At 59.2% G+C, this 23,496-nt stretch carries 17 protein-coding genes and 1 pseudogene; 10 read left to right on the top strand and 8 right to left on the bottom strand.

The genetic code is table 11. The annotated features are described in order from the left end of the window. Positions 1 to 46: 46 nt before the first annotated feature. Positions 47 to 610, top strand: coding sequence for an NADH-quinone oxidoreductase subunit NuoB (gene nuoB / locus NZ960_03565; protein ID MCS7176692.1), 564 nt, complete (start codon positions 47 to 49; stop codon positions 608 to 610). Here the strand turns inward: nuoB and NZ960_03560 are convergent. Genes NZ960_03560 through NZ960_03550 form a run of 3 tightly spaced genes read right to left on the bottom strand, consistent with a single transcriptional unit; the run spans position 584 to position 6,989 of the window. Further along, positions 584 to 2,860 carry an ATP-binding protein gene (locus NZ960_03560; protein ID MCS7176691.1) on the bottom strand — a complete coding sequence of 759 codons (2,277 nt, stop codon included), beginning with the start codon at positions 2,858 to 2,860 and terminating at the stop codon, positions 584 to 586. The genes nuoB and NZ960_03560 overlap by 27 nt on opposite strands. 55 nt (positions 2,861 to 2,915) lie before the next feature. After that, positions 2,916 to 4,478 carry an L-glutamate gamma-semialdehyde dehydrogenase gene (pruA, locus tag NZ960_03555; protein MCS7176690.1) on the bottom strand — a complete coding sequence of 521 codons (1,563 nt, stop codon included), beginning with the start codon at positions 4,476 to 4,478 and terminating at the stop codon, positions 2,916 to 2,918. A gap of 15 nt (positions 4,479 to 4,493) precedes the next feature. Continuing rightward, on the bottom strand, positions 4,494 to 6,989 hold the full coding sequence (locus NZ960_03550; protein ID MCS7176689.1) for a heavy metal translocating P-type ATPase: 2,496 nt from the start codon (positions 6,987 to 6,989) through the stop codon (positions 4,494 to 4,496). Positions 6,990 to 7,158: 169 nt separating this feature from the next. Here NZ960_03550 and NZ960_03545 point away from each other — a divergent pair, with 169 nt between their 5' ends. Both NZ960_03545 and nusB read left to right on the top strand, forming a co-directional pair. Continuing rightward, positions 7,159 to 8,247, top strand: coding sequence for a leucine dehydrogenase (locus tag NZ960_03545; GenBank protein ID MCS7176688.1), 1,089 nt, complete (start codon positions 7,159 to 7,161; stop codon positions 8,245 to 8,247). Positions 8,248 to 8,336: 89 nt separating this feature from the next. Beyond that, a complete protein-coding gene (gene nusB / locus NZ960_03540) occupies positions 8,337 to 8,942 on the top strand; it encodes a transcription antitermination factor NusB (protein ID MCS7176687.1) in 606 nt (201 codons plus the stop codon). Between the two features lie 3 nt (positions 8,943 to 8,945). On the opposite strand, the gene murB is transcribed toward nusB, so the two are convergent. The 5 genes and pseudogenes from murB to dusB all read right to left on the bottom strand — a co-directional run bounded on the left by murB (position 8,946) and on the right by dusB (position 15,650). Continuing rightward, complete coding sequence (gene murB, locus NZ960_03535; protein ID MCS7176686.1) at positions 8,946 to 9,986, bottom strand: UDP-N-acetylmuramate dehydrogenase; 1,041 nt, start codon at positions 9,984 to 9,986, stop codon at positions 8,946 to 8,948. A gap of 693 nt (positions 9,987 to 10,679) precedes the next feature. Continuing rightward, positions 10,680 to 12,479, bottom strand: a pseudogene (ftsH, locus tag NZ960_03530) (ATP-dependent zinc metalloprotease FtsH). Between the two features lie 183 nt (positions 12,480 to 12,662). Continuing rightward, the gene (gene hpt / locus NZ960_03525) at positions 12,663 to 13,211 is read right to left on the bottom strand and encodes a hypoxanthine phosphoribosyltransferase (GenBank protein MCS7176685.1); all 549 of its coding nucleotides are present in this window, start codon (positions 13,209 to 13,211) and stop codon (positions 12,663 to 12,665) included. Beyond that, positions 13,192 to 14,613 carry a tRNA lysidine(34) synthetase TilS gene (gene tilS / locus NZ960_03520; GenBank protein ID MCS7176684.1) on the bottom strand — a complete coding sequence of 474 codons (1,422 nt, stop codon included), beginning with the start codon at positions 14,611 to 14,613 and terminating at the stop codon, positions 13,192 to 13,194. Before tilS ends, hpt begins: the two co-directional genes overlap by 20 nt. Continuing rightward, positions 14,601 to 15,650 (bottom strand): tRNA dihydrouridine synthase DusB, encoded by a 1,050-nt coding sequence (gene dusB, locus NZ960_03515; GenBank protein ID MCS7176683.1) that lies wholly within the window; start codon positions 15,648 to 15,650, stop codon positions 14,601 to 14,603. Before dusB ends, tilS begins: the two co-directional genes overlap by 13 nt. Positions 15,651 to 15,655: 5 nt before the next feature. Here dusB and NZ960_03510 point away from each other — a divergent pair, with 5 nt between their 5' ends. The 7 genes from NZ960_03510 (at position 15,656) to NZ960_03480 (ending at position 23,485) form a co-directional block, all read left to right on the top strand. Continuing rightward, positions 15,656 to 16,306: a DNA-3-methyladenine glycosylase gene (locus tag NZ960_03510; GenBank protein ID MCS7176682.1), complete on the top strand. Its 651-nt coding sequence runs from the start codon at positions 15,656 to 15,658 to the stop codon at positions 16,304 to 16,306. Between the two features lie 142 nt (positions 16,307 to 16,448). Next, positions 16,449 to 17,693 (top strand): aminotransferase class I/II-fold pyridoxal phosphate-dependent enzyme, encoded by a 1,245-nt coding sequence (locus tag NZ960_03505; protein ID MCS7176681.1) that lies wholly within the window; start codon positions 16,449 to 16,451, stop codon positions 17,691 to 17,693. After that, a complete protein-coding gene (locus tag NZ960_03500; GenBank protein ID MCS7176680.1) occupies positions 17,674 to 18,438 on the top strand; it encodes an SDR family oxidoreductase in 765 nt (254 codons plus the stop codon). Before NZ960_03505 ends, NZ960_03500 begins: the two co-directional genes overlap by 20 nt. Next, entirely contained in the window at positions 18,438 to 19,445 is a 1,008-nt protein-coding gene (locus NZ960_03495; protein ID MCS7176679.1) for a PorV/PorQ family protein, read from the top strand. The genes NZ960_03500 and NZ960_03495 overlap by 1 nt, the downstream gene beginning before the upstream one ends. Beyond that, positions 19,442 to 20,500, top strand: coding sequence for a hypothetical protein (locus NZ960_03490; GenBank protein MCS7176678.1), 1,059 nt, complete (start codon positions 19,442 to 19,444; stop codon positions 20,498 to 20,500). Before NZ960_03495 ends, NZ960_03490 begins: the two co-directional genes overlap by 4 nt. A gap of 10 nt (positions 20,501 to 20,510) precedes the next feature. Next, entirely contained in the window at positions 20,511 to 20,933 is a 423-nt protein-coding gene (locus tag NZ960_03485) for a hypothetical protein (protein ID MCS7176677.1), read from the top strand. 485 nt (positions 20,934 to 21,418) lie between these two features. Continuing rightward, positions 21,419 to 23,485, top strand: coding sequence for a heterodisulfide reductase-related iron-sulfur binding cluster (locus NZ960_03480; GenBank protein MCS7176676.1), 2,067 nt, complete (start codon positions 21,419 to 21,421; stop codon positions 23,483 to 23,485). The last annotated feature ends 11 nt before the right edge of the window (positions 23,486 to 23,496 follow it).

Here is a 23,496-nt window from a genome sequence, read left to right as displayed (position 1 = left end):
GTTCGTCTCAGCTTGCGCCTCTGTACAACAGTCCTGGACGGGCCAAATGAATGCTCTACTGAACACCATACAGCGGGAGGGCTTCCTGACGACTACTGTCGAGGCGCTCATCAAGTGGGCTCAGCGGAACGCGCTGTGGCCGATGCCGCTTGGAATCTCGTGCTGTGCTATTGAGATGATGGCGTTTGCCGGCCCGCGCTTCGACGTTGCCCGTTTCGGAGCGGAGGTATTTCGCTTCTCCCCGCGGCAGTCAGATCTGCTGATCGTTGCGGGGACGGTCACGTACAAGATGGCTTGGGTCGTGCGGAAGATCTACGATCAGATGCCAGAGCCGAAATGGGTGATCTCCATGGGCGTTTGCGCCTCTACAGGGGGGATGTTCCGCAGCTACTCCGTGGTCCAAGGGATTGACCAGTTTCTGCCAGTGGATGTCTACGTCTCTGGCTGTCCTCCGCGGCCGGAGGCACTGCTGAAAGCGCTGATGGTGATCCAAGAGAAGATCAAGCGTCCGGAGTATCGTCCAGTACTCATCGAGGCAGGGACGCAGTCGATGGTACCGGAGCAGCAGCCTCGGCGCTGGTACTTAGAGCCGGAACATGTCCATGCATGAGCCCCTTCGAGAACTCTGCTTCGAGAGGAGGGAGTCGTTTACTGAAGGGAGATCGGAACAATGGTGGGAGAAGGGGGCCTCCTCTGCCACCACCGGAGGACAGGAGGGGAGATAGACTGTGATGCGTGTGCCGACTCCGACAGTGCTCTCTACGGTGATACTGCCGCCGTGGAGTTCGACGAGGTGCTTGATGATGGGCATCCCTAAGCCAGTCCCTTTCTCGCCATCAGTTCCAGGGCGCTGATGGGGTCCGAGTTTCTCGAAGAGGTGGGGCATATGTTCTGGAGGAATCCCGATCCCGGTATCCTCAACGACAAGCTTCACACCCTGCGCCTGTTGATGGAGGGTAAGTATGACGCGTCCACCGCGAGGAGTGAACTTGATCGCGTTGCTAAGGAGATTGTTGATGACCTGGGCTATTTTCGGGGCGTCTACGGTAGCGATAACGGGGGACTCCGGACACTCAACGTAGAGTGCTATCTCCTTTGAACGTGCTAATCCGTCCAGAACTCGGACAGCAGAGTGGACAAGCTCGCGGAGGTCAGTTGCAGACGCCGATAGCCGAAGTCTGCCGGACTCGATTCGGGCAACTTCCAGCAGGTCGTTGACAAGGCTGAGAAGGTGGTTGACCGTGTCGCCGATCAGTTGAGCGAATTCCCGTACCACCCGTGGATTCTCAGCATCCTCACCTTGGAGCAGTTCTGCTAATCCTCGAATTCCTCCCAGCGGTGAGCGCAGATCGTGGGAAATGATGGACATAATGCGGTCCTTTTCCGCGTTGCGCTCTTGGAGCTCCTCGTTGGCTTGGCGGAGTTCCTGGGCATAGACTTCCAGCGCGTTCCGGGCCTCCAAGAGGTCTTCGGCAAAGCGTTGGAGCTGCTGGTAAGCAGAGGCACGATCGAAGGCGGAGAGCAAACTTGCCGCAGTGCTTTCCAGAGCCGTGCGTTCTGTGGGCAGCCATGATCGAACTGTGCGCCAATCTTCGGTGCCGATGAGGCCCCAGAGGTGCCCCTGGCGGGTAATTGGGACCCACAGCAGGGATTGCACTGGCCGGTGGCACTGTTGGAAAGCGGGAGCCGAAGAGAGCTCCTCTGCCGTTGCCTCAACGACAGCGATCGCGCTGAGGCGGTCCCGCAGGGGCTGACAGTTCTCCCAGCAGGGTGGAGAAAAGGTTGCGCGAATCGTTTGCTCTAGCTCTTTCTCTCGACTCCATACGGCTACAACATGCGGGGTCCCCTCTGGAAGCGCGACCATGTAGATAGTGTCAACGTTGAGAACATCGCCGAGCTGGGCAAGGACCGTAGGGGCGATTGCCTCGGGGTGAAGCGTGGCAAGGAGTTGCTGCGCTATTCGGGAGACAGTGTTAGCAATTGCCTCCTGCCGTTGGAGCTGTTCTACTTGGCGGCACTGCTCCGTGATGTCCCGAAAGAGAGCTCGAGTGACAAGTTCGCCAGTAACGGGGTCAGGGAGAACGGTAACGTTCCCACTCACGTAGAGCGGTTCTCCTTGCTTGGTGACGAACACTGTCTCCACGTTGAACAACACTCTATCCTGGAAGACACGTCGGAAGAGGTCCTGGCATTTAGGGATTTGGTCGGGGCGGAGAATGTCCCAGATGCGAAGCTGTCGAATTTCCTCCTCGCCATACCCCATGACCTGGCGCCAGTAGCGATTAACGTAGACAAAGCGCCCATCAGCAGCTACAGACTGGATCAGATCAGGAACATGCTCCACGAGGTCACGGTATCGGGCTTCGCTCTCTTGGAGCTTGGTAAGGAGCTGAGCGTGACGCTGAAGATTGCTGCGGTAGGCTGCAAGGAGAGGGAAGAGGGAGAGGGTCACGATGAAGATCACTCCTAACAGCAAGAACTGTAGCGTGTCTGCACGGTTGATAGAGTCCACCAGCCGTGACTGGTGGGCCCCTAGAATTGCCAATTCAGTGCGGCAGCGGTGCAAGAAGGTTGGGGTATCCCAAAGCCCCAGAGAGTCCATGAACGAGGAAATTCCTCGGTAAGGGGAGGAACGGTCCGAGGATAAGCGCTCTCGAAGTGCGTGTTGATGGAAGAAGGCTCGTCCTGGCTGCAGCTGCACAGAGTCGCGGTAGGCAGCGATAGCGATTATGTCGTCCCCATTACGGCGCAGCTCGGCCTCAAGGTTCCGCTTGTAGAAGAGAATCCCAAGCTCACCGGCTGCCAGTAGAGCGACTAAAGGCAAACCAATAGGTAACAGCCAGTGTTGAAGGCGTTGCATGGGTAGATGGTAGCCTCTCTGCCACATATGGTTCTCGGCACCTCGCCATGGAACTTTAAACGATCTTTTCGCTGACGCTCTTCCCCTGGAGGAAGAGGAGCAGGTAGTCGGGGCCGCCTGCTTTAGAGTCAGTGCCGCTCATGTTGAAACCTCCGAAGGGATGGCCGCCAACCAGGGCCCCAGTACACTTGCGGTTGAAGTAGAGGTTGCCAACGTAGAACTCTTCTCGTGCCTGCCGCAGCTTCTCTGGATTTCGGGAGTAAACGGAGCCTGTCAGACCATAGATGGTGCCGTTAGCGATCCGGAGGGCATCTTCGAAGCCATTTGCCTTGATGACTGCCAGTACAGGTCCGAAGATTTCTTCCTGTGCAATGCGTGCCCTCGGTGGGACGTCGGCGAAGACGGTCGGCTCGATGTAGTAGCCATCCAAGTCCCCGATAGGGTTCCCGCCAACGAGGAGCTTTCCTTCAGTACGCCCGACGTTGATGTAGTAGAGGATGCTCTCTTTGGCACGGGCAGAGATGACAGGTCCTACGTCGTAGTTCTCGGCAGGATCACCAATGGAGAGCTCCCTGACGGCCTGCTTGAGCTTAGTCAAGAAAGCAGAGTAGACTGTCTTGTCAACAATAGCTCGGGAGCATGCAGAGCACTTCTGTCCTTGGTAGCCGTAAGCCGAGACGATGACCCCAGCAACGGCCGCATCTAAATCGGCCTCGGAGTCGACGATGATAGCATCTTTCCCGCCCATCTCCAAGATGGTGCGCTTAATCCAAATCTGGCCTGGCTGCGGTTTGGAAGCTAGCTCATGGATGCGGAGGCCTACCTCCATCGAGCCGGTGAAAGCAATGAAGCGGGTGCGAGGGTGCGAGACGAGGAAGTCCCCGATTTCACTGCCACTGCCGACAACGAGGTTGAGTACACCATCTGGGAGACCGACGCTTCGAAAGATGTCTGCTAACAACCATCCCATCATTGGGGATTCTGAGGAGGGCTTGACAACGACAGTATTGCCGGTGACAATAGCTGCCGCTGTCATCCCAGTCAGAATCGCCAGCGGGAAGTTCCATGGAGGGATGATGACGCCAGCTCCAAGGGGAATGTAGAAGTACTCGTTGCGCTCACCAGGGACGGGGGTTACAGGCTGTGGTTGCGCATACCGAAGAGCCTCACGAGCGTAGTACTCCAGGAAGTCGATCGCTTCGCAGGTATCGGCATCTGCTTCAGCGTAGTTTTTACCGACCTCACAGATCATCCAGGCATTCAGTTCAAGGCGGCGGCGCCGCATCTCCTTTGCAGCTTGCAGTAGGTAGCGGACGCGCTCTTCGGCAGGAACTCGCTTCCACTCCTCGAAGGCACGCCAAGCAGCGTTGAGTGCATTCTCGGCATCGCGTTGGGTGGCCCGTTGGAAAAGCCCAACGACTTCATCTGGATGGGCCGGATTGATAGAGCGCAGCTTCTCACGGTTGTTGTAGACCTCTTTGCCACCGATGAGGTTGGGGTACTCCTGTCCAAACTGCTTCCGAACTCGCTCAATTGCTTGCCGCTGTTTGCGAGCAACTTCCGGATTGCTGAAGTCCAGGCGGGGTTCGTTTTGGAAGCGTTTCAACCGGAGTGCCATAGGGTCTTCCGAAGCTTACTGGTGGGACATCTCCGCGGAGTGCACAGGTTCGGCCGTATAGCCATGGCGCTGCAGCACGGCGATGACGGCATGGCGGACGTCACTTTCCGCATCTACGACAAGGCGCTTCTCCGGGTGGGCAAGATCTACCTGCCACTGCCGAACTCCTGCGATTCTGTCTAATTCCGGTGCAACAGTAGTGACACAGCTACCACAGTGGAGTGTTGTCCGGAAGACATATCGGCGCATCTTGGAGCGGTAATGTGGCGTGAACCTGCTAAGGCGCAAACTACTGAAAACGACCGAGATAGAGCTAAGTGCCATAGCAATTCCAGCGACCATTGGGGTCAGGAGGAGCCCAGTGAAGGGATAAAGGACCCCAGCTGCTACGGGAAGGGCTATGAGGTTGTAAATCGAGGCTCCTACCAAGTTCTGGACAACGACATGACGGAGCGCACGCGATAGCTGCCAGGCAAAAGCAATCCGGCGGATATCTCTGCCAGCTAAGACAATCGAAGCTGTCTCCAGGGCAACATCTATTCCTGTGCCAACTGCTATACCGACATCGGCAGCCGCCAGGGCAGGAGCATCGTTGATACCATCCCCAACGACGGCTACGCGGTGTCCTTGGGCTTGAAGGTAACGCACGTAGGCGGCTTTCTGCTCCGGCTGTGTTCGAGCCTGAACGTGCTCAATTCCTGTGGCACGAGCTACGTGCTCAGCGGCCTCTGTATGGTCACCGGTAACTAAATGCACCTCGACCCCCCTCCGCTTCAGGAAGCGGACGGCCTCGGCAGTGCCGTCTCGTAGAGAGTCAGCAATGGCAAAGATGGCAATGACACACTCTTCTGCTGCAGCGCAGACTATGGTGTAGCCTGCCCGATACCATCCGTCTAGGACATCCTGCAAAGTAGGAGGGAAGTCGAGTGCACGCTCTCGAAGAAGTTCTGGGCTGCCAATTGTATAGGTCGTTCCCCGAACTCGTCCAACGATTCCTTGGGCGGGGATGCTCACGAAAGCCTCTACAGGCGGTAGTGCTGTGACTCCGAGGAAGCGATAGAGTGCTGCAGCTAGGGGATGCTCAGAGTGGGCAGCAATTGCAGCGAGGGCAGCACGGTGTCGTGCGGAGTCCTCTAGCCAGCGATCGGATACCACACGAGGCTTCCCTTCAGTGAGGGTTCCTGTTTTGTCCAACACGATGGCAGTGCACTGTGCAAGACGTTCGAGGGCTGCAGCGTCCTTAACCAGCACCCCTTCCTCGGCAGCACGCCCTACCCCAAAGAGGAATGCCAGTGGGGTTGCTAATCCGAGGGCACAAGGACAAGCGATGAGGAGCACAGAGATGCTCGTCAGGAGGGCATAGGCTATGCGTGGCTCCGGTCCGAAGAGGAGCCACAATGCTGCCGTAGTGGCGGAGAGGGCCAGAACTATCGGGACGAAGATACCTGCGACTCGGTCAATAGTCCGCTGGATCGGCGCTTTGTGGCTCTGGGCCGAACGAACGAGTTCAATGATGCGGGCCAGGACGGTGGCTTCACCGACCTGTTCAGCACGTATCAGCAGGCTTCCGGTAGTGTTCAGTGTGCCAGCCCAGACCCGCGTTCCAGGGCGCTTCTCCACGGGGAGTGGCTCACCTGTGAGGGCACTCTCGTTTATCGCGGAGATTCCCTCAACAACGGTCCCGTCGACAGGAACCCGCTCGCCCGGACGGATCCGGAGGAGGTCGCTAACACGAAGGGCTTCCAGTGGTACCTCCTCCTCACGGCCATCCTGTATCCGACAGGCTGTTCGGGGTTGGAGGGTCATGAGCCGTTCAATCGCGCGCGAGCCTCGAAAGCGGGCTCGTTCCTCGAGTAGCCGTCCAAGGAGTACAGCAGCGAGGACTGCGGCGGCAGCTTCATAGTACAGAGGGGGGGTAAGCCCGAGAGATGAGAAGCTTTGGGGGGCAACCGTTGCCCAGATGCTGAGGGAAAGAGCCGCTCCTGTGCCTAGAGCTACCAGCGTCTCCATGGTTGCCCGACCTCGGCGGGCTTGTGTCCATGCTGCGATGAAGATGTCTCGGGCAACCCACACCACAGGGAGTGTCAGTGCCAAGAGGAGTGCGGCGGGGATACGCCCGTGGAATCCCATCGAGAGCACGATGACGGGGATAGCGAAGCTGAGTGCTATCCATGTCTGGCGAGAGTGGTGCGTGAGCTGCTTCTGCTGCTCTTGGCTCCAGGAGTGTGGGTCTATTAAGTCGTAGCCGAGCTGCTGGACGAGGTGCCGAAGGTCCTCTGGTCGGTACCGTTGGGGGTCATAGACGACGGTTAATGTCTGTGCTGCGAAGTTGACGTCAGCAGTGCTGATCCCTGGCTGAGCTCGGAGGTAACTCTCTATGTTCCTGGCGCAGGCAGCACAGCTCATGCCGCTGACGGCGTAGACAGCAGTATGTAGGAATGAGCCTGTTTTCCGTGGCTCAGCGTTCGATGGGGACTGGAGGATTGGCATGCCATCAGAGGTGCTGTCCATCTTCGCTGCGCAAGGTCAAGGGGGCTACCTCCCTCGAGATGCTCGATTGCCGGCGGTCGGGACGACGCTCCTGAGGGGTTAGTGTGGTACGTATGCCAGATGGCAAGTGGTGCTTTGTCCTAATTTTGCCGCCGTCGTTGGCGTAGTGTCTGCAGCGACTCAAGGGGCGATGGCACTCTTTGATACATTAGCCGCTGAGGGGCACGAGCAGGTCATCTTCTGTTGGGAACCCACGGTACGGCTGCGAGCTATCATTGCGATCCATGACACAACGCTGGGGCCAGCGTTAGGTGGTGTACGGATGTGGCCGTACGCAAGCGAAGAGGAGGCACTTCAGGATGTACTGCGTCTCTCTCGGGCTATGACCTACAAAGCAGCTGTTGCTGGGCTGAATCTCGGAGGAGGAAAGGCTGTCATCCTGGGAGACCACCGCACGCAGAAGACCGAAGCCCTCTTTCGTGCCTTCGGCCGCTTTGTCGAGTCGTTGGGTGGGCGCTACATCACTGCTGAGGATGTCGGCACCACCGTGGCTGACATGGAATGGATACGGATGGAAACGCGCTACGTTACGGGGGTGTTGGGTAAGAGCGGGGATCCTTCGCCGGTGACCGCGCACGGTGTCTACTACGGAATGAAGGCTTGCGCTAAGGTTGTCTTCGGCTCGGACACGCTGGCCAATCGAACGATTGCAGTCCAGGGCGCAGGGAATGTAGCACGCCACTTGGTGGAGTACTTGGTGCGTGAAGGGGCTCAAGTCTTCGTTGCGGACATCTACCCGGAGAAGGCACGTCGGCTCTGCGATGAGATAGGGGGGACTCCGGTCGGGGCAGAGGAGATCTACGATCTACCGTGCGATATCTTCTCGCCGAACGCGCTGGGAGGCGTGCTGAACTCCGCTTCGATCCCACGCTTGCGGTGCGCGATCGTGGCGGGGGGAGCCAACAATCCCTTGGCTGATGAGTCTGCGGATGCTCAGCGGCTCCATGAGCGTGGCATCCTGTATGCCCCGGATTATGTCATCAATGCGGGGGGCCTGATGAACGTGGCAGCAGAGCTGACGGGAAACTACGATCGCAAGCGTGTTCTGGCACAGGCTGCCGGGATTTACGATACCCTCTTACGGGTCTTCCGGATGGCTCAAGAGCAGAATATCCTGCCCACGGAAGCAGCAGCCAGGATAGCCGAGGAGCGAATTGCTGCTGTGAGAGCGCTCCGTGCTCTCAATGCAGTACGTTCCCGAGAGTCGTGCTGCGCTTGATACCTATGGGGAGGGGGCGGAAAACGCAGGCGGTTGAGCAAGCGTTGTTCCCACTGCGACGCACACGCGTTTGTCGGGGAACTCGAAGGATGGCGAGAGAGAAAGTCTTGCAGGTCTTTGCTGCTGCCGTCGGCGCGCAGGTACCCTGGCAGACTGTCTTCGAGCACATCTTCTATCGGGATTTCACCGTGGATGTTCCTACCCCTGATCGCCCATTGCTGAGCGTAGAGGAGGTGCAGGAGCTGGAGGCTGATACGCCCATTCGATGGGAGGAGAAGGACGTAGAGTTTGCTCGGCGGCTCCTGCAGGCGGCAGAGCAATCGTTGGAACTGGGCACGAGTATTCTACGTCAAGTCTTGCAGAATTGGGATGTTGGGCGATTGGTGCCGATCGACCGGCTCATCCTCCAGTTGGGTATTGCTGAGATGTTGGCCTTCCCTCAGATGCCGGTTCCCGTTGTCATTGACGAGGCCGTGGAACTGGCGAAGAAGTACTCCACAGCCCACAGCGGGCAGTTCGTCAACGGGGTCCTAGAAGCAGCCTACTACTGGATGGTGCAGCATGGGCTGCGTCCCCCTTCACCCGAGATGGCAGCTCCGATAACGGATAGGCCGTTCCCCTCGGTGGAAGTTCCGGAGGAGTACTCCAGCATCGTTGGGTACACGGGGAGTAGGCAGGAGCAGGGAGCTGGCTAGGGGCTACGAAGGCTGCCAAGCCGTTGGTGGGACGATCAGGACTTCTGGCTCCAGCGCGATCCCGAAACGCTCGTAGACAGAGCGCCAGAGGAGGGTTGCGAAGTGTAGAATGTCAGCACCTGTTGCTGGACTATAGGCAACTACAACGAGAGCATGCGAGACCCAGGTGCCGACTGGGCCGCATCGCTTTCCTTTCCAGCCACACTGTTCAATGAGCCAGCCTGCTGGTACTTTGTAGCTTCCGTCGGGATTCTGGAAGAGTGGAACTGTCGGAAAGCGGGTTCGCAGCTCTTCGGCCTGCTCAGCAGAGAGCTGTGGGTTCTTGAAGAAGCTACCCGCGTTCGGGAAGACAGCAGGGTCGGGCAGCTTCCGTTGCCGTAGCTGGCAGATGGCTCGGAAGATGTCGTGCGGCGTGGGATTGGGGATTTGGTGGGTTCGGAGGAACTGTTGAAGTTCGGCGTACTCGTACCGAGGGGTAGGTCTTCTGTGCAATCGGAAGCGAACGTGGGTGATCACGACGCGGCCGAGCAAGGAGTCACGGAGAACACTACCACGGTACCGCAAGCCGAGCTGATGAGCAGGGAGCCACCGATAATCGCCCGCTGCCACGTCCCACACTTGGACTCCCTCGAGTACTTCGGCGACCTCTACGCCATAGGCACCGATGTTATGGACTGGAGCGGCTCCTACGGTACCTGGGATGAGGGCTAGGTTCTCCACCCCGTACCATCCCTGCTGCAGGCAGTAGGCGACGAAGTCGTGCCACGGTTCGCCAGCAGCCACTTCCACGCAGACGGTATCACCGTCATCCTCGAGGCAGCGGATGCCCCGAAATTCCACCTGGCAGACGATGCCGGGGAAGTCCTCCACGAAGAGAACATTCGTGCCCTTCCCGAGCACGAACAGCGAAAGCTCTTGCAAGGGTACGTATTGACCGAGCCGCTCCAATTCCTCGGGGTGACGGCAGCAAACTCTGTATGCGGCTGTTGCAGGGACGCGGAAGCTGTTCCAACCCTCCAGAGGGGCTTCCCGCTGCCATTCCATAGGGTCTCAGGAGGGGGATTCTGCAGGAGGGTTAGCGCCGCGGCGATGGTGTGCAAGTCGGTCGCGTAGCTGCTGCTCCATTGCCGAGAGCAGTCGGCGCCAACTGCTGGCGGTAGAGTCTAAAGGGATTCCAAGCTGTTGAGCTGCCTCTTCTGCACTGCGGTAGCCGAGCCAACGGCTGAGGTTGCGGACTGCTTCTTGGAGTTCTGGCAGCGACATCCTCGTGTTTCGCTCAGAGGTGGATAGCCACTGCTCGTGGAGGCGTTTGACAGCACCAAACCAGAATGAGCGCAGCACTTGCTCTCGCAGGCGCTCGTGGAGCTGACGCCAGAGCTCCGTTGGGATGTGACCATCGCGAAGGGGAAGCGCAAAAGAAATTGCTGCTTGCTCTGCGCTGCCGTAGCCGCCGAGCTCAGCAAGTCGCTGGACGACTGTCGGGAGTTCCTCTGCCGAAGGCTCCAAGTTGCACAGCTCTAGCGGCGATAGGTCATGCTGCATGCTTCGGAGGAGTGCCACGGCACTAGGGGAGCCTATGCGGTGGGCAAGCTGCTCTGCAAGGTTCTGCAGCTCCGATGCGGAAAGTTCTGTGTCCTCTGGGAGTTTCCAGGTGCCAATTTGGGCGAGATGGCCGTTAAGTAGACCATCGGAGGATTGGGGCTCTGGTGTAGGCGAGCTTTGGTCGGATAGCGCTGTAGGGACTCCGACCTCTTGGAGGATGTGGTCGATGTCCTCACCAGTGAGGGTTTCGTGTTCCAACAGAGCATGTGCAATCTTGTGGAGCGCTTCGATGTTGTCGCGTAGGAGGCGCTCGGCTTTCTCTAGGGCTTCCGTGATGATACGTCGGACTTCAGCATCAATCAGGCGGGCCGTCTCTTCGCTGTACTCGCGTGGCTGTACAATCTCCCTCCCCAGAAAGACCTCCTCGTGCCGGTTGCTGAAAGCAACGGGGCCCAGCACTTCGCTCATTCCCCACTCACAGACCATCTTGCGGGCAAGGCGGGTGGCCTGTTCTAAGTCGTTCGCTGCACCTGTGGTGAGGCGGCCGAAGATGACTTTCTCGGCTGCTCGCCCGCCGAGGACGGTGACGATGCGGTCTTCGATGTACTCTTTCGTGAGCGTATAGCGATCCTCTTCGGGGAGTTGTGCTGTCACGCCGAGCGCGCGTCCTCGGGGAATAATGGTGACCTTGTGGATGGGGTCTGCGTTCGGTAAGAGTTTGGCAACGAGGGCATGTCCGGCCTCGTGGTAGGCTGTCACACGCCGCTCCTCCTCGGAGAGCACAATGCTGCGGCGCTCTATCCCCATGAGGATTTTGTCCTTGGCATCCTCTAGGTCGCGCATCGTAACGTAACGGCTGTTACGGCGGGCTGCAAGGAGTGCTGCTTCATTGATGAGGTTCGCCAAGTCTGCCCCCGAGAAGCCTGGGGTGCCCTTAGCCAGCTTTGCTAAGTCTACATCAGGCGCCAATGGGATACGGCGGGCGTGGACTCGCAGGATTTGTTCCCGTCCTCGAACGTCCGGGAGGTCAACAACGATACGCCGATCGAAGCGTCCGGGACGTAGGAGCGCGGGATCGAGGATGTCCGGTCGGTTCGTCGCAGCGATGACCACAATCCCACTGTTCTGCTCGAATCCGTCCATCTCCACGAGGAGCTGGTTCAGGGTCTGCTCCCGTTCGTCGTGGCCACCGCCCAACCCAGCACCCCGCTGGCGGCCTACAGCGTCCAGCTCGTCAATGAAGATGATGCAAGGGGCATGGCGCTTGGCCTGCTCAAAGAGGTCGCGTACCCGAGCTGCTCCAACGCCAACGAACATCTCAACGAAGTCGGCGCCCGAGATTGAGAAGAACGGTACCCCTGCCTCTCCAGCCACGGCGCGGGCTAAGAGAGTCTTCCCAGTGCCCGGAGGGCCTACCAGGAGCACACCCTTGGGTACCTTTGCCCCCAGGCTCCGGAAACGCTCTGGGTTGCGCAGGAAGTCAATGATTTCGCGGAGCTCTTCCTTTGCCTCCTCAGCTCCGGCTACGTCGTCAAAGGTGACGCGAGGTTGGGAAGGATCGTGGAGGCGTACCCGTGCCTTGCCGAAGGAGAAGATGTTGCGGGTCGTGCCGACCTGCATGCGCTGTAGCAGGAGGAAGTAGATCGCGATGAGGGCCACCCACGGTAGGACGGAAATCAGGCTGTCCCACCACGGGTTGTCACCCGACTCATAGGTCCACGTAATCCCCTTCTCAGCCCAGAGCTTCTCCGTTTCGGCATCAAGGAAGCCGAGCCGTGTAACGATGTACTGGACCTTACGGGGACGACCATCGCGGATGAGCGTGATGGGCTCCTTGAGAACACCACGGAACTCGTAATCGTTGAAGCGAGACTTGACGACTGTGGCCGAGGCAATCTTTCCCTCTTCCAGCAGTTGTCGGTACTCCGTGTAGGTCACGGGCCACTCCGGCCGGTCAGTGCCACGGAGTAGCACGTAGACCATCAGGATGCCCATCAGCAGAAGCATCCAGCCAAAGACGGCTCGAAGGAGGCGTCCGAACGGCGGTTGCTGGCCACCAGTCGGGGGCTGTGGTGGGCGTGTCGGTTGCTGCATGAGCTGACAGAACCTTGCCCTATTGGTGGACTGTCTCAAAGGACGTACGTCTACGGTAGGGATTGCTCTGCAACGTGTAGAGCTCTATGAAGCGTCAACGGCAGCATAGATATCTGCTAACCCACGCCCTGCTTCGGCGTAGTCCATCCCATAGCCGACGACGAAGACTGGCGGGATGTCCTTGCCGATGTATGCTAAAGGTACAGCGAGTGCCCGAGCTGGCGGCTTTGCCAAGAGCGTAGCGATCCGCAGCGATGCGGGCTGCTGCTCTTCAATGAAGTCAACCAGAGCTTGGAGAGTCAACCCCGTGTCAACGATGTCCTCCAGGAGGAGCACATCCTTGCCACGGAGCTCTACTGTGGGTGGATCAATCTGCACAGAGCCTGAGGAGGTCATTCCCATTCCGTAGCTGCGTGCGCGAATGGTCTCTACAGTGCAAGGCAAGGACAGGCACCGGAGGAGATCGGCAGCGAAGATGAAGGCCCCTTTGAGGACAATCAAGCACACAGGCGCCCTGCCTGCATAATCGCGCTCAATCTGGGTGGCCAACTGGCGGACAATTTCTGCGATCTTCTCACGGTGCAGGAAGAGACGGAAGCGATGGCCGTGGAGCTCAATGGTCTCTGGTGGCATCGTCCTCAGCAATTGTTGGTCCAACACGGCGGAGGCGGACTCGGATGACCCGACGAGTCGTTGAGGTGATTTTGACGTCTTCGCTCAAGCGGACACCGCAGACCCAGAGGATGCGGTGGCCGTCGGCCAAGACCGTCAATGAGAGCCGACGCCAGTGGGGAAGACGCTGGTTGGTGAGGAAATCTCCCAGCTTCATCGCTTTTGGCATTCCCAGGGGATGGAAGCGGTCGCCAGACTTCGGCGCACGCCACTGTAGTCGTGGTGGGAGCCAGTCAGCATCCATGTACTCAACCCATGGGTCCTCGGTCGTCTGGAAGTCACCGATGCTGATGTGTTGGAACTCCAGCTCCCAACTGCCGAAGCGAACCACTCCTTGGGGTTCTACGGTAAGCTCGGGCCAGGGCGGCGGGAGCTGAACCAGACTCAGGCCCGAATGCTCTCGGATGAGCATAGTTGCCGGCGCTAACGAGCACCGTTTGCCAGTCGTAGCAGTTCTCAGGGCAAGGGCAGCCTCTATGCGGTGTGCTGGGGGACTGTAGGGGTGACCTAACCGTTGCAGGGCACGGCGGAGGAGCTCGCCGCGGAAGAAGGTAGGGAGGGCGTCCCATTCGGTGTCAGGAAAGAAGAAGCCTCCATCGGGGAGTGTAGAGCGCAGGAGGAGTGGTTCCAAGAGTTGGCCAATCCCCTCTACGGCACGCCGAATGAGCGTACTGCAGCGGTTGATGTTCTCCACGCCCTTGGGCACGATCTGCTCGGCCGTGGGCAAGAGTTCCCAGCGAATTCGGTTGCGCCGGAAACGGCGGTCGCGGTTGCTGGAATCTTCACGCCAACTGAGCCCTCGGGCCCGTGCGTATGCAGTTAGGACGCTCTTGCGGAGCTGCAGGAGTGGGCGGATGAGCCAGCATCCAGGGAAGAGCTCCCGCCGAGGAGGAATGCCGGCGAGGCCTTCTAACCCGGTTCCTCGGAGCAGGTGGAGGAGTACTGTCTCGGCATTGTCATCAGCAGTATGTGCTGTGGCTACGTGAGTTGCTCCAAAGGTGATGGCGCAGCGCTGGAGAAACTCGTAGCGGAGCTGCCGGGCAGCCTCTTCGATGCCACAGCGGTGACGGCGTGCATACTGCTGGACGGGGATGGACTCTATGAACACTGGCAACCTACGCTCGTTGGCGAGAGTCTGGACGAAGAGAGCATCATGACGGGATTCATCCCCACGAAGGCCATGGTCTGCGTGGGCAATCCCAAGAGTAAGACCAAGCTGCGGAGCTACTGCTTCGGCGACGTCCAACAGCACGATAGAGTCCACCCCTCCGCTGACGGCACAGAGGAGCCGGCTTCCAGGCTGGACCCCAAGTTCGGTAAAGCGTTCGGAGACGTGGCGTTGGACCTCCTCTACGACACACATGAGAGGCAGGACTCTTCGGCTGTGTCAGGAGCAATTACCAGGATATCGCGCTCCGCTAAGCGCTCGGCGTATGTTAAGAGGGTGTCTTCCACAGCGGCATAAGTGGTCAGCCGCATGAGTTCGTTCCGAACAGCAGCCGAATGAGGAAGCCCACGAAGATATCCAGCGTAGAAGATGCGGAAATCGCGGATGGCCCGTTCTTCGCCTTTGGATGCAATTGCAGTCCGCAGATGCTGGAGACAGACGTGGATACGCTCGACTGGGGTAGGCTGAGAGTATGTTCCTGTTGCCAAGAACTCCTTGGCCTGGCGGAAGATGAAAGGATTGCCAATGGCGGCCCGGCCAATCATGACCGCGTCGCAGCCTGTCTCTCGGAAGGCTCGAAGGACATCCTCTGGAGTCTTGACGTCGCCGTTGAGGATGACGGGGATGGAGACGACAGCCTTTATCCGCGGGATCCAGCTCCAATCGGCCTGTCCGGAATGACCTTGATCTCGGGTTCGGCAGTGGACACAGAGTGAGGCAATGCCAGCTTCCTGCTCTAGGCGTTGGGAAATCGTCACGATGTTGATGGAGTCCCGCGACCATCCCAGTCGGGTCTTGACCGTTACAGGGAGAGGGACTGCCCGCACCATTGCTGCTGCCATAGCGACCATCCTGTCCGGGTCCTTCAGGAGGGCAGCCCCAGCGTTCCGAGCAACAACATTCTGCACCCAGCAGCCGCAGTTGAGGTCCAGGAAGTCAGGATTGGCAGCGACGGCCCTACAGGCTGCTTCTACGACGGTGGGGATGTCTCCACCGAAGATTTGGATTGCAACCGGGTGCTCTTCGGGGTGGAGCTGGATTTTCTGGTATGCCTTCCACGCGTTCCGGACAAGGGCGTCGGAGGAGACGAACTCGGTGTAAACAATGTCCGCTCCCATCTGCCGACAGAGGAGCCGGAAAGCGCTGTCGGTGACGTCCTCCATCGGTGCTAGGAGTACGGCGTTGTGGAGCTCGAGGGACCCGATACGCAGTACAGCCTGCCGACGCTGCATCGTCCATGGAAGAGAGTGCAGTCACCGACAGCAAAAGACGCATGAGCTTGTCGGAAGCGTTTGAACCTAATCCGGCGCTGGCGTTCCCATGCGAATTCTTTCAACGCCCGACGGTAGAGGTCGCTCGTGCTCTCTTGGGGGCTGTCCTCGTCAAGCGGGAGGAACATGACTGGTGTGCCGCGCGACTGGTAGAGATTGAAGCGTACCTTCCGGAGGGCGATCCCGCTAACCATGCTGCTCGAGGATGGAGCCGGCGGACTGCGCCGATGTTCCAACCGGGAGGCATCCTCTACGTATACGCTATCTACGGGCGGCACCGGTGTGTGAACATCGTTACAGAGCCGGCGGGGCGTGGGGCAGCGGTGCTGCTGCGGGCAGCTGAGCCCATTGCAGGGATAGCACTGTTGCGCCGTCGCCGCGGGGACGTCTCCAAGGAGATACTGTGTCGCGGGCCTGCGAACTTAGCGCTAGCGTTTGGCTTTGATCTTTGCGATAACTTCCGCTCTGTCTGCTCCGATACCCTCTTCATCCAGCCTCCAGCAGAGCCCCCATCTCCGGAAGAGATCGCCGTGAGTCCGCGAGTTGGTGTAACTCGTGGCCGTGACCTCCTCCTCCGCTTCTTCCTCCGTACCTCTGCTGCTGTCTCCAAGCGGTGAATTGGGCCCGTGCGATGCCTCCGCTGACTTTTTCAGATATTTGTGCCCGTCTTGCGCGGGACAGTACTACAACAGAGACGGTGAAGAAGTGGACCTGTTCGAACGGTGCTACGCCTTTACGCGTGCGGACGAAGTCAAAGCTATGGGCTTATATCCCTACTTCCACCCGATTCAGGAGAACGAGGGTCCTGTAGTGACGGTTGGGGGCCGCAAAGTCATCATGGCGGGTTCGAACAACTACCTGGGATTGACCACTCACCCCAAGGTCAAGGAAGCCGCGATGGCGGCCATCCGTAAGTATGGCACCGGCTGCTCAGGATCGCGGTACCTAACGGGCACGCTGGACCTCCACGTAGAGCTGGAAGAACGACTCGCGCGCTTCCTGGGTTACGAGGCAGTCCTGCTCTTCAGCACTGGTTTCCAGACAGCGCTGGGAACAATTGCTGGCTTAGTGCAGAAGGGGGACTACGTCATCAGCGATCGCGAGAACCATGCCTCTATCGTCACCGGTGCTCTCATTGCCAGGGGCATGGGGGCGGAGTTCATCCGCTACCGCCACAACGACATGGAGGATCTAGAGCGCATCTTAGCGGGCCTTCCGGAGTCGGCTCCGAAGTTAGTGGTCTCCGACGGGGTCTTCTCTGTCACGGGAGAAATCGTGGATTTGCCACGGCTTGTAGAAATTGCTCACCGCTACGGTGCTCGTGTCCTCATCGATGATGCCCACGCTATTGGGGTCATTGGCGTGGGGGGACGAGGGACGGCGAGCATGTTTGGGCTGACGGAGCAGACTGACCTGACGATGGGCACGTTCTCCAAGACGTTTGCTTCGCTCGGCGGCTTCGTGGCGGGTCCGGAGCGGGTCATCAACTACCTGAAGCATCACTCAGCGGCTCTCATCTTCAGTGCTAGCCCGACGCCGGCTTCATGTGCTGCGGCATTAGCTGCATTGGAGATCTTAGAGGAGCAGCCCGAGTTGGTGGACAAGCTCATCCGGAATGCCAACAAGATGCGGCAGGGGTTCAAGGAGCTAGGATTCCATACCCTTGACGGGCAGACAGCTATCGTACCAGTCATCGTCGGGGACGTCCAGACAGCGCTGCTCTTCTGGCGTAAGCTCTTCGATGCTGGCGTCTACGTCAACACATTCATCCCTCCGGGTGTCCCTCCCACGATGAGCATGATGCGGACAAGCTACATGGCAACCCACGAGGACGAGCACCTGGATCGCATCTTAGAAGTGTTCGAACGCGTGGGGAAGGAACTCGGTCTGCTGACACCTGAGGCGCGTGAGCGCATCGCAGAGGGGATTGCGTCTGCTGGTGTAGACCGACGGTCGGCTGCAGGCCAACAAGTACAACGAGCGGATGCAAATCCACCGCTTTGAGCAGGGGCTCCAGGGACGCGTTGCGTTAGTTACGGGAGCGGCGATCGGAAACGGACGTGCCTTTTGTGAGCGCCTGGCCGAAGAAGGAGCACGTATCGCTATTGCCGATATTGCAGACGCGAGCGAGACTGCCGAAGCAGTCCACCGCATAGGGGGAGAGGTCCTCACCGTTCAGGCAGACCTCACGCAGCCATCGGACGTTGAACGAGTCGTGGAGACAATCCGCTCTCGCTGGGGGAGGGTGGATATCTTGGTCCACAACGTCGGCATTTACGAGGAGGAGCCCTTTGAGCTACTGACCTTCCAGCAGTGGAAGCGAATGCTGGGGGTGACGCTCGATAGCCTCTTCCTCACCGTCAAGGCTGTGCTGCCCTTGATGAAGGAGCATGGCTTTGGGCGCATCATTGCCCTCTCTTCTGACACGGTCTGGCTGGGGACGCCGTATTTGGTCCACTACGTAACGGCCAAGATGGGCATCATCGGCTTCGTCCGCTCACTGGCAGCGGAGGTAGGCCGGTATGGGATTACGGTCAACGCTATTACCGTCGGATTGACAGCAACGCAGCGGCCTAATGCCGCTCCACTTTCGCAGACGATCCTCCAGCATATCCTGCCAACGCAGGCGGTCCATCGAGCTGACGAGCCGGAGGATATTGCCAACGTCGTGGTCTTTTTGGCGATGCCGGCTTCTGGAATTATCACAGGCCAGACCATCAATGTTGACGGAGGGGTAGCGCGGCACTGATGTGGTTCTGGGCGTGCTGCTTGACATCGTTACTAGCTGCCATCGCAGTAGGGCAGGTCTTCCCGCGCTTTGGTGAAGAGCGTGTCGGGATCTCCACGGCTGTGGCCCTGCGACTGCTGGGGAGTGCTCGGAGTGCAGCGCTGGTGGGAGCAACGACGGCACTGCCTGATGGAATCAACGTCAGCCCTAACCCGGCGACGGCCGTGGAGCTCGCAGCTCCGTATGCCGTAGGCGTAGTATTTCAGCGCTTCGTTGCAGACATCATCCATTCCTCCTTAGCGGTGGGCTTCCGTCCGTGGTCGGCGGGGATGGTTGTGCTGACGGCTTCTGCACTTGGATTGCCACCGATTGAGGAAACGACTGAATACCGTCCTTACGGCACAGGGCGACAGTTCCGCTTCGGCCACTGGAATGCTGGGATTGCCTACGCACATCGGTTCACGGACCAGTTTGCCGCTGGCGTTACCGTGCGGTATGTTCGGGAACAGTGGGCAGAGGCTACGTTGGAAGGACTCGTCTGGGACGCTGGGACGCTGTACTGGACAGGAATTGGGAGCCTGCGGCTCGCAGTTGCGGTCTCGCAGTTCGGGCTCCCTCTACGAGCCCGTGGGAGCATTGCTGCGGTAGAGCCTGTGGGTAACCATTCAGCCGATTTCCGTGAGTTTGCTCCACCAACGGTCTTTCGGATCGGGGTGGCCGGAGAGCTCATCCAGCGAGAGGACCAGCGCTGGACATGGATGCTCTCGCTGGAGCATCCCAGTGACGACGTCGAGAGTTATGCCGTTGCCAGCGAGTACGTAGTGCGCTTCTCGGCCGCCTTCCCTGCCGAGCTCATGGTGCGTGCGGGGCTGCGAGCTCGAGCGGCAGAGTGGTGGGGAGCTGGGATTGGGTTTCGGTTACCAGTGCCTCCAGTCATGTGGCAGCTTGATTATGCTCTCGCCACGCGGGCCCCGCTTGGCTTGGTCTATCGGTTGGGGCTGAGTATCGAGCCTTTCCGCTTGCCATGACACGGTTGCTACGGTGGTGGCCCTTGGTGGTGATGGTGTCTGTTGGGAACTGGGGGTGTCTCGTAGACCCCCCTTCGTTGCCGACAGTGCCGCCCCTGGATACCGCCAGAATAGGAGACACAGTCTATGTCCCCTTGGACCCTGCGTGGATGGGCTTCCGTAACCCGTCAGATGTTCTGGTTGGACGCGAACCTTTCATCTACGTGGCCGATACGGACAACGATCGGGTGGTGATGTTGGACTTGGCAGGGCGTCTTGTGGGGGTCTCTCCGCCTATCCGACGACCTGTAGCGTTGGCACAGGATGGGCATTTTGACCTGCTCGTCTGCGGGGAGCTCGACACAGTCCTGCCGAGGGGTCGGGTGACAATTGGAGCGGTCTTTCGGATCAAGCTCCGCGAAGCGCGACACGACATCCAGCGAGCACGGGTCTTAGTGGCTTATGCAGAACCGGAGCGGCCACAGCGACGCTTCAGTGGCATCGCTGTCTTGCCAGACAACAGCTACCTCGTTGCCCGGACAGGCCCGTACAACAGCTCTCCCGTGGACCCAGACGAGGCCGTACTGCACATCGGGGCAGATGACCGGCTGCGTTCGCCGATCCCTGTACTTCGACCGGTGGGGATTGCCCTCAACGCTATCGAACAGCTCAGCGGATTAGCCGTCTCTGCTAACGGGCGGGAGTTAGTCTTCTGTCAGCGAGGCGAGGCGATGCAGTACCGCGTGCAGTGGCTGACGTACGTTACTGGCGAAGGGGCTGGATGGACGCAGAAGTTCGACCCTACGCGACAGACCCCCACAGTACTGCAGCCTGGGCGGTTCACTGCGCCTGAAGGGGTTGCCTTCGACGCTGCGGGATCGGTATACGTTGTGGATGTGGAGACCGATAGCCTCTACGTGCTCTCGCCGTCGGGGATGCTCGTTCGCGGGTATCGTGGGGAGGGGGTATTTCGACTTCGAGCTCCATCGGGAGTGGCAGTGTACAACAGGACCATCTACATTGCCGATGCGGCCAATGGACGCATTGTTCGGCTCCGGCTGTCAACGGACATGTGAAGGAAGTGCAATGACACTGCTTGTGCTCTTTGCAGGCTTTGTGATGGGCTGCCGTTCTTCGGCTGTGGATCTGCCTGTGGAAGGGGAGATTCTCGTCGGTCAAGGTGGAGGATTCACAGGACTCTACTCTGGTTACATTGTGCGCTCCGATGGATTGGTGCTCCGCTGGAGCCAAATGCCTGGACGGCCTGAAGGGATGGAGGAACTCGGTCGCGTCGCAGCTGATAGTCTCCAACCCTTCTTCCGGCGGCTGGTAGTGCTAGAGCGCCAAGGGGTACGGCTACAAGGAGCTGGCAATATGACCGCCTTCTTAGAGCTCCGTACCGCTAGCGGGCGCTATCGGCTCCAGTGGGGGATGGGTGAGGAGCTTCCCAAGGCCGTTGAGGATCTGTATTCAGAACTGCTGCAGTTTCTGCGGCGTCGGCTTCCCTGAAGGGCGTGTGGGTGCTATATGGCGGCGCTGGAATTGGGAGATGGGAAGCTACGGCAATCCCTTGAAATCAGGGATGCACGCGGGGACGGGGGCTGCTGGCGAGCTAAGGGCTTCGTATGTGCTGAACTGTGGAGGAGGAGCTGCAGGATTCTGCTACGGTGTGAGGCGTTGCTGAGAAGCACGGGAGGCCTGGCCCCTTCTGAGTGTAAAGGGGGTATCGGTGGGCGGAGGATTTGCTCAGTAGGGGTAGAGCAGCTCTGAGCGAGCAGGAAGGGACGGGGGAGGACGGTGTTCCAGAGAATAAGCTCCTGTTCACGGCAAGCGCGCTCCATGCTGAGAAACGAAGGTATCCTCTTCGAGCCTCGGAGAGTGACCCTCGTGGGCGAGGGTGTAGTTGATGCAGAGCTTGAAGCAGCTAGCAAGGGTAAGGGCAGCTGCACTGCCTATTTTTGCGGTGTCTGGTGAGACTGTAGTGTTGCGGTGGGATGCGCTCGCTCGTGTTCATTCCGATGTTTGTGGCTGCAGTCGGGATCTTCGCCTACAACGTATGGCAGCTACTCCGTTTCCTCTGGCTGGCACGCCCAGAGAAGCGGTGGGACAACATAGGCCAGCGGCTGTGGCAGACGCTAGTGGTAGGAATTGGACAGAAGCGAATTCTCAAAGACCGAGCGGCAGGTTGGCTCCATGCGGCAATCTTCTGGGGATTTCTTGTGCTCCTCTCTTCAGCGGTGGAGGCCGTTTTGGAAGGGTTCCATCCGCAGTGGTCGTTGAGCTTCTTGGGGCCCCTTTACTCGCTCAGCACCATAGCAGTGGACCTCTTCTGCGTGCTGGTACTGGCGGGCGTTGCATGGGCTGCCTGGCGCCGCTGGATACAACGTGTCCCACGCCTCCAAGGGGATCGGTCACAGCAGCTTGATGCCGCTCTAGTACTGGGGTTGATCACGGTTATCGTGGCGGCGCTCCTGCTACAGAACAGCACGCGGATTGCCTTAGGAATGGACCATGCCTGGGCCGTACGTCCAGTTGCTGCCCTGCTGGCACACCTCTTTCCGCCGGCCGAGCCTACACCTTTCCTCTTTGAAATTGGCTGGTGGTTCCACATCGGCTTCATTCTCATCTTCCTCAACTACCTGCCGTTCTCCAAGCACCTGCATGTGTTGACCTCCATTCCGGCGGTCTTCTTTGCCCGTACAAGGCCGGCTAGTGCCCTACAGCCGATGGATTTCACAAAGGAAGATGCCGAGACGTTTGGGGCGACCGATGTAGAGCACTTGTCCTGGAAGAGCATCCTCGACGGCTACTCCTGTACCTACTGTGGGCGCTGTACCAGTGTCTGTCCAGCCAACCAGACGGGGAAGGTGCTCGATCCTAGGGCGATCATTGTTGCAGTGCGGCAGCGGACGCTCGATCGAATGCCGTTGCTGCTGAAGCAGCGACAGGGGAAGCCATTGACGGCAGAGGAAGAGGCCGTACTTCAAAAGCGCTTCGTCGGGGACTACATCCCGGAGGAGGCATTGTGGCAGTGTACAACGTGCGGGGCTTGCATGGAGGCTTGCCCGATTATGATTGAGCATGTCCCCATCATCGTGGAGCTACGACGGGGCCTAGTCATGATGGAAGCCCGCTTCCCGACCGAGCTCCAACCGGCCTACGGAAACTTGGAGACAAATGCGACCCCTTGGGCCTTCTCCGCGGCTGACCGAGCGGCCTGGGCAGCAGATCTGCCAATTAAGACCCTTGCGGAAGACTCCACCGCATATGACGTGCTCTTCTGGGCTGGGTGTGCGGGTAGCTACGACCAGCGGGCTCAGCGAGTTGCTCGCGCTGTTGTTCGGTTGCTTCTGGCTGCTGGCGTGAGGGTCCGCATTCTGGGGGCAGAGGAGCAATGCACTGGGGATCCCGCTCGACGAACTGGGAATGAGTACGTAGCCGATATGCTCACTCGAGCCAATGTAGAGACGCTCAACCGCTACAGAGTCCGCACCATCGTAACGATTTGCCCCCATTGCTACAACACCCTGCGGAATGAGTACCCTCGCTACGGCGGAACGTACGAGGTATATCACCACACGCAGTACCTCCGACAGCTCTTAGAACAAGGGAGACTGCCGCAAGCAGACCGCGACACTGATGCCCTCCTGCGAACCGTGGTCTACCACGACTCCTGCTACCTTGGGCGATACAACAGCGAGTACGAAGCTCCGCGGTACCTCCTGCAGGTGCTGCAACCGGAAGGGCTCCGCGAACCAGAGCGAGCTCGTGACCGCGGCTTCTGCTGCGGTGCTGGCGGCGGGAGGATGTTCATGGAAGAGCGCGTGGGTAAGAAGGTGAATCTGGAGCGCACGGAGGAGCTGCTCCGCACCGGTGCTACAACGATCGCTGTCAATTGCCCTTTCTGCATGACGATGCTGTCGGACGGGGTCAAAGCCCTGGGCAAAGCAGACGAGGTGCGGGTCTATGACGTCGCAGAGTTACTAGCAGAGCGGCTTCTCCCATCCACAACGGTTGGTACCTCCCAGCTCTCCGAGCCTGAGCGGGCCTCAGAATCCTGAGTCCATCAGCA

It is taken from the genome of Candidatus Kapaibacterium sp. (assembly GCA_025059875.1).
GTDB lineage: Bacteria > Bacteroidota > Ignavibacteria > Kapaibacteriales > HRBIN21 > HRBIN21.
Note: the sequence above shows the minus strand (reverse complement) of the source record. Positions and strands in the feature narration are given on the sequence as shown.

Coding starts and splice junctions, on each gene's coding strand:
- nuoB (MCS7176692.1), top strand. CDS start 47: ATGAATGCTCTACTGAACACCATACAGCGGGAGGGCTTCCTGACGACT.
- NZ960_03560 (MCS7176691.1), bottom strand. CDS start 2,860: ATGCAACGCCTTCAACACTGGCTGTTACCTATTGGTTTGCCTTTAGTC.
- pruA (MCS7176690.1), bottom strand. CDS start 4,478: ATGGCACTCCGGTTGAAACGCTTCCAAAACGAACCCCGCCTGGACTTC.
- NZ960_03550 (MCS7176689.1), bottom strand. CDS start 6,989: ATGGACAGCACCTCTGATGGCATGCCAATCCTCCAGTCCCCATCGAAC.
- NZ960_03545 (MCS7176688.1), top strand. CDS start 7,159: ATGGCACTCTTTGATACATTAGCCGCTGAGGGGCACGAGCAGGTCATC.
- nusB (MCS7176687.1), top strand. CDS start 8,337: ATGGCGAGAGAGAAAGTCTTGCAGGTCTTTGCTGCTGCCGTCGGCGCG.
- murB (MCS7176686.1), bottom strand. CDS start 9,986: ATGGAATGGCAGCGGGAAGCCCCTCTGGAGGGTTGGAACAGCTTCCGC.
- hpt (MCS7176685.1), bottom strand. CDS start 13,211: ATGCCACCAGAGACCATTGAGCTCCACGGCCATCGCTTCCGTCTCTTC.
- tilS (MCS7176684.1), bottom strand. CDS start 14,613: ATGTGTGTCGTAGAGGAGGTCCAACGCCACGTCTCCGAACGCTTTACC.
- dusB (MCS7176683.1), bottom strand. CDS start 15,650: ATGCAGCGTCGGCAGGCTGTACTGCGTATCGGGTCCCTCGAGCTCCAC.
- NZ960_03510 (MCS7176682.1), top strand. CDS start 15,656: ATGGAAGAGAGTGCAGTCACCGACAGCAAAAGACGCATGAGCTTGTCG.
- NZ960_03505 (MCS7176681.1), top strand. CDS start 16,449: ATGGGCTTATATCCCTACTTCCACCCGATTCAGGAGAACGAGGGTCCT.
- NZ960_03500 (MCS7176680.1), top strand. CDS start 17,674: ATGCAAATCCACCGCTTTGAGCAGGGGCTCCAGGGACGCGTTGCGTTA.
- NZ960_03495 (MCS7176679.1), top strand. CDS start 18,438: ATGTGGTTCTGGGCGTGCTGCTTGACATCGTTACTAGCTGCCATCGCA.
- NZ960_03490 (MCS7176678.1), top strand. CDS start 19,442: ATGACACGGTTGCTACGGTGGTGGCCCTTGGTGGTGATGGTGTCTGTT.
- NZ960_03485 (MCS7176677.1), top strand. CDS start 20,511: ATGACACTGCTTGTGCTCTTTGCAGGCTTTGTGATGGGCTGCCGTTCT.
- NZ960_03480 (MCS7176676.1), top strand. CDS start 21,419: ATGCGCTCGCTCGTGTTCATTCCGATGTTTGTGGCTGCAGTCGGGATC.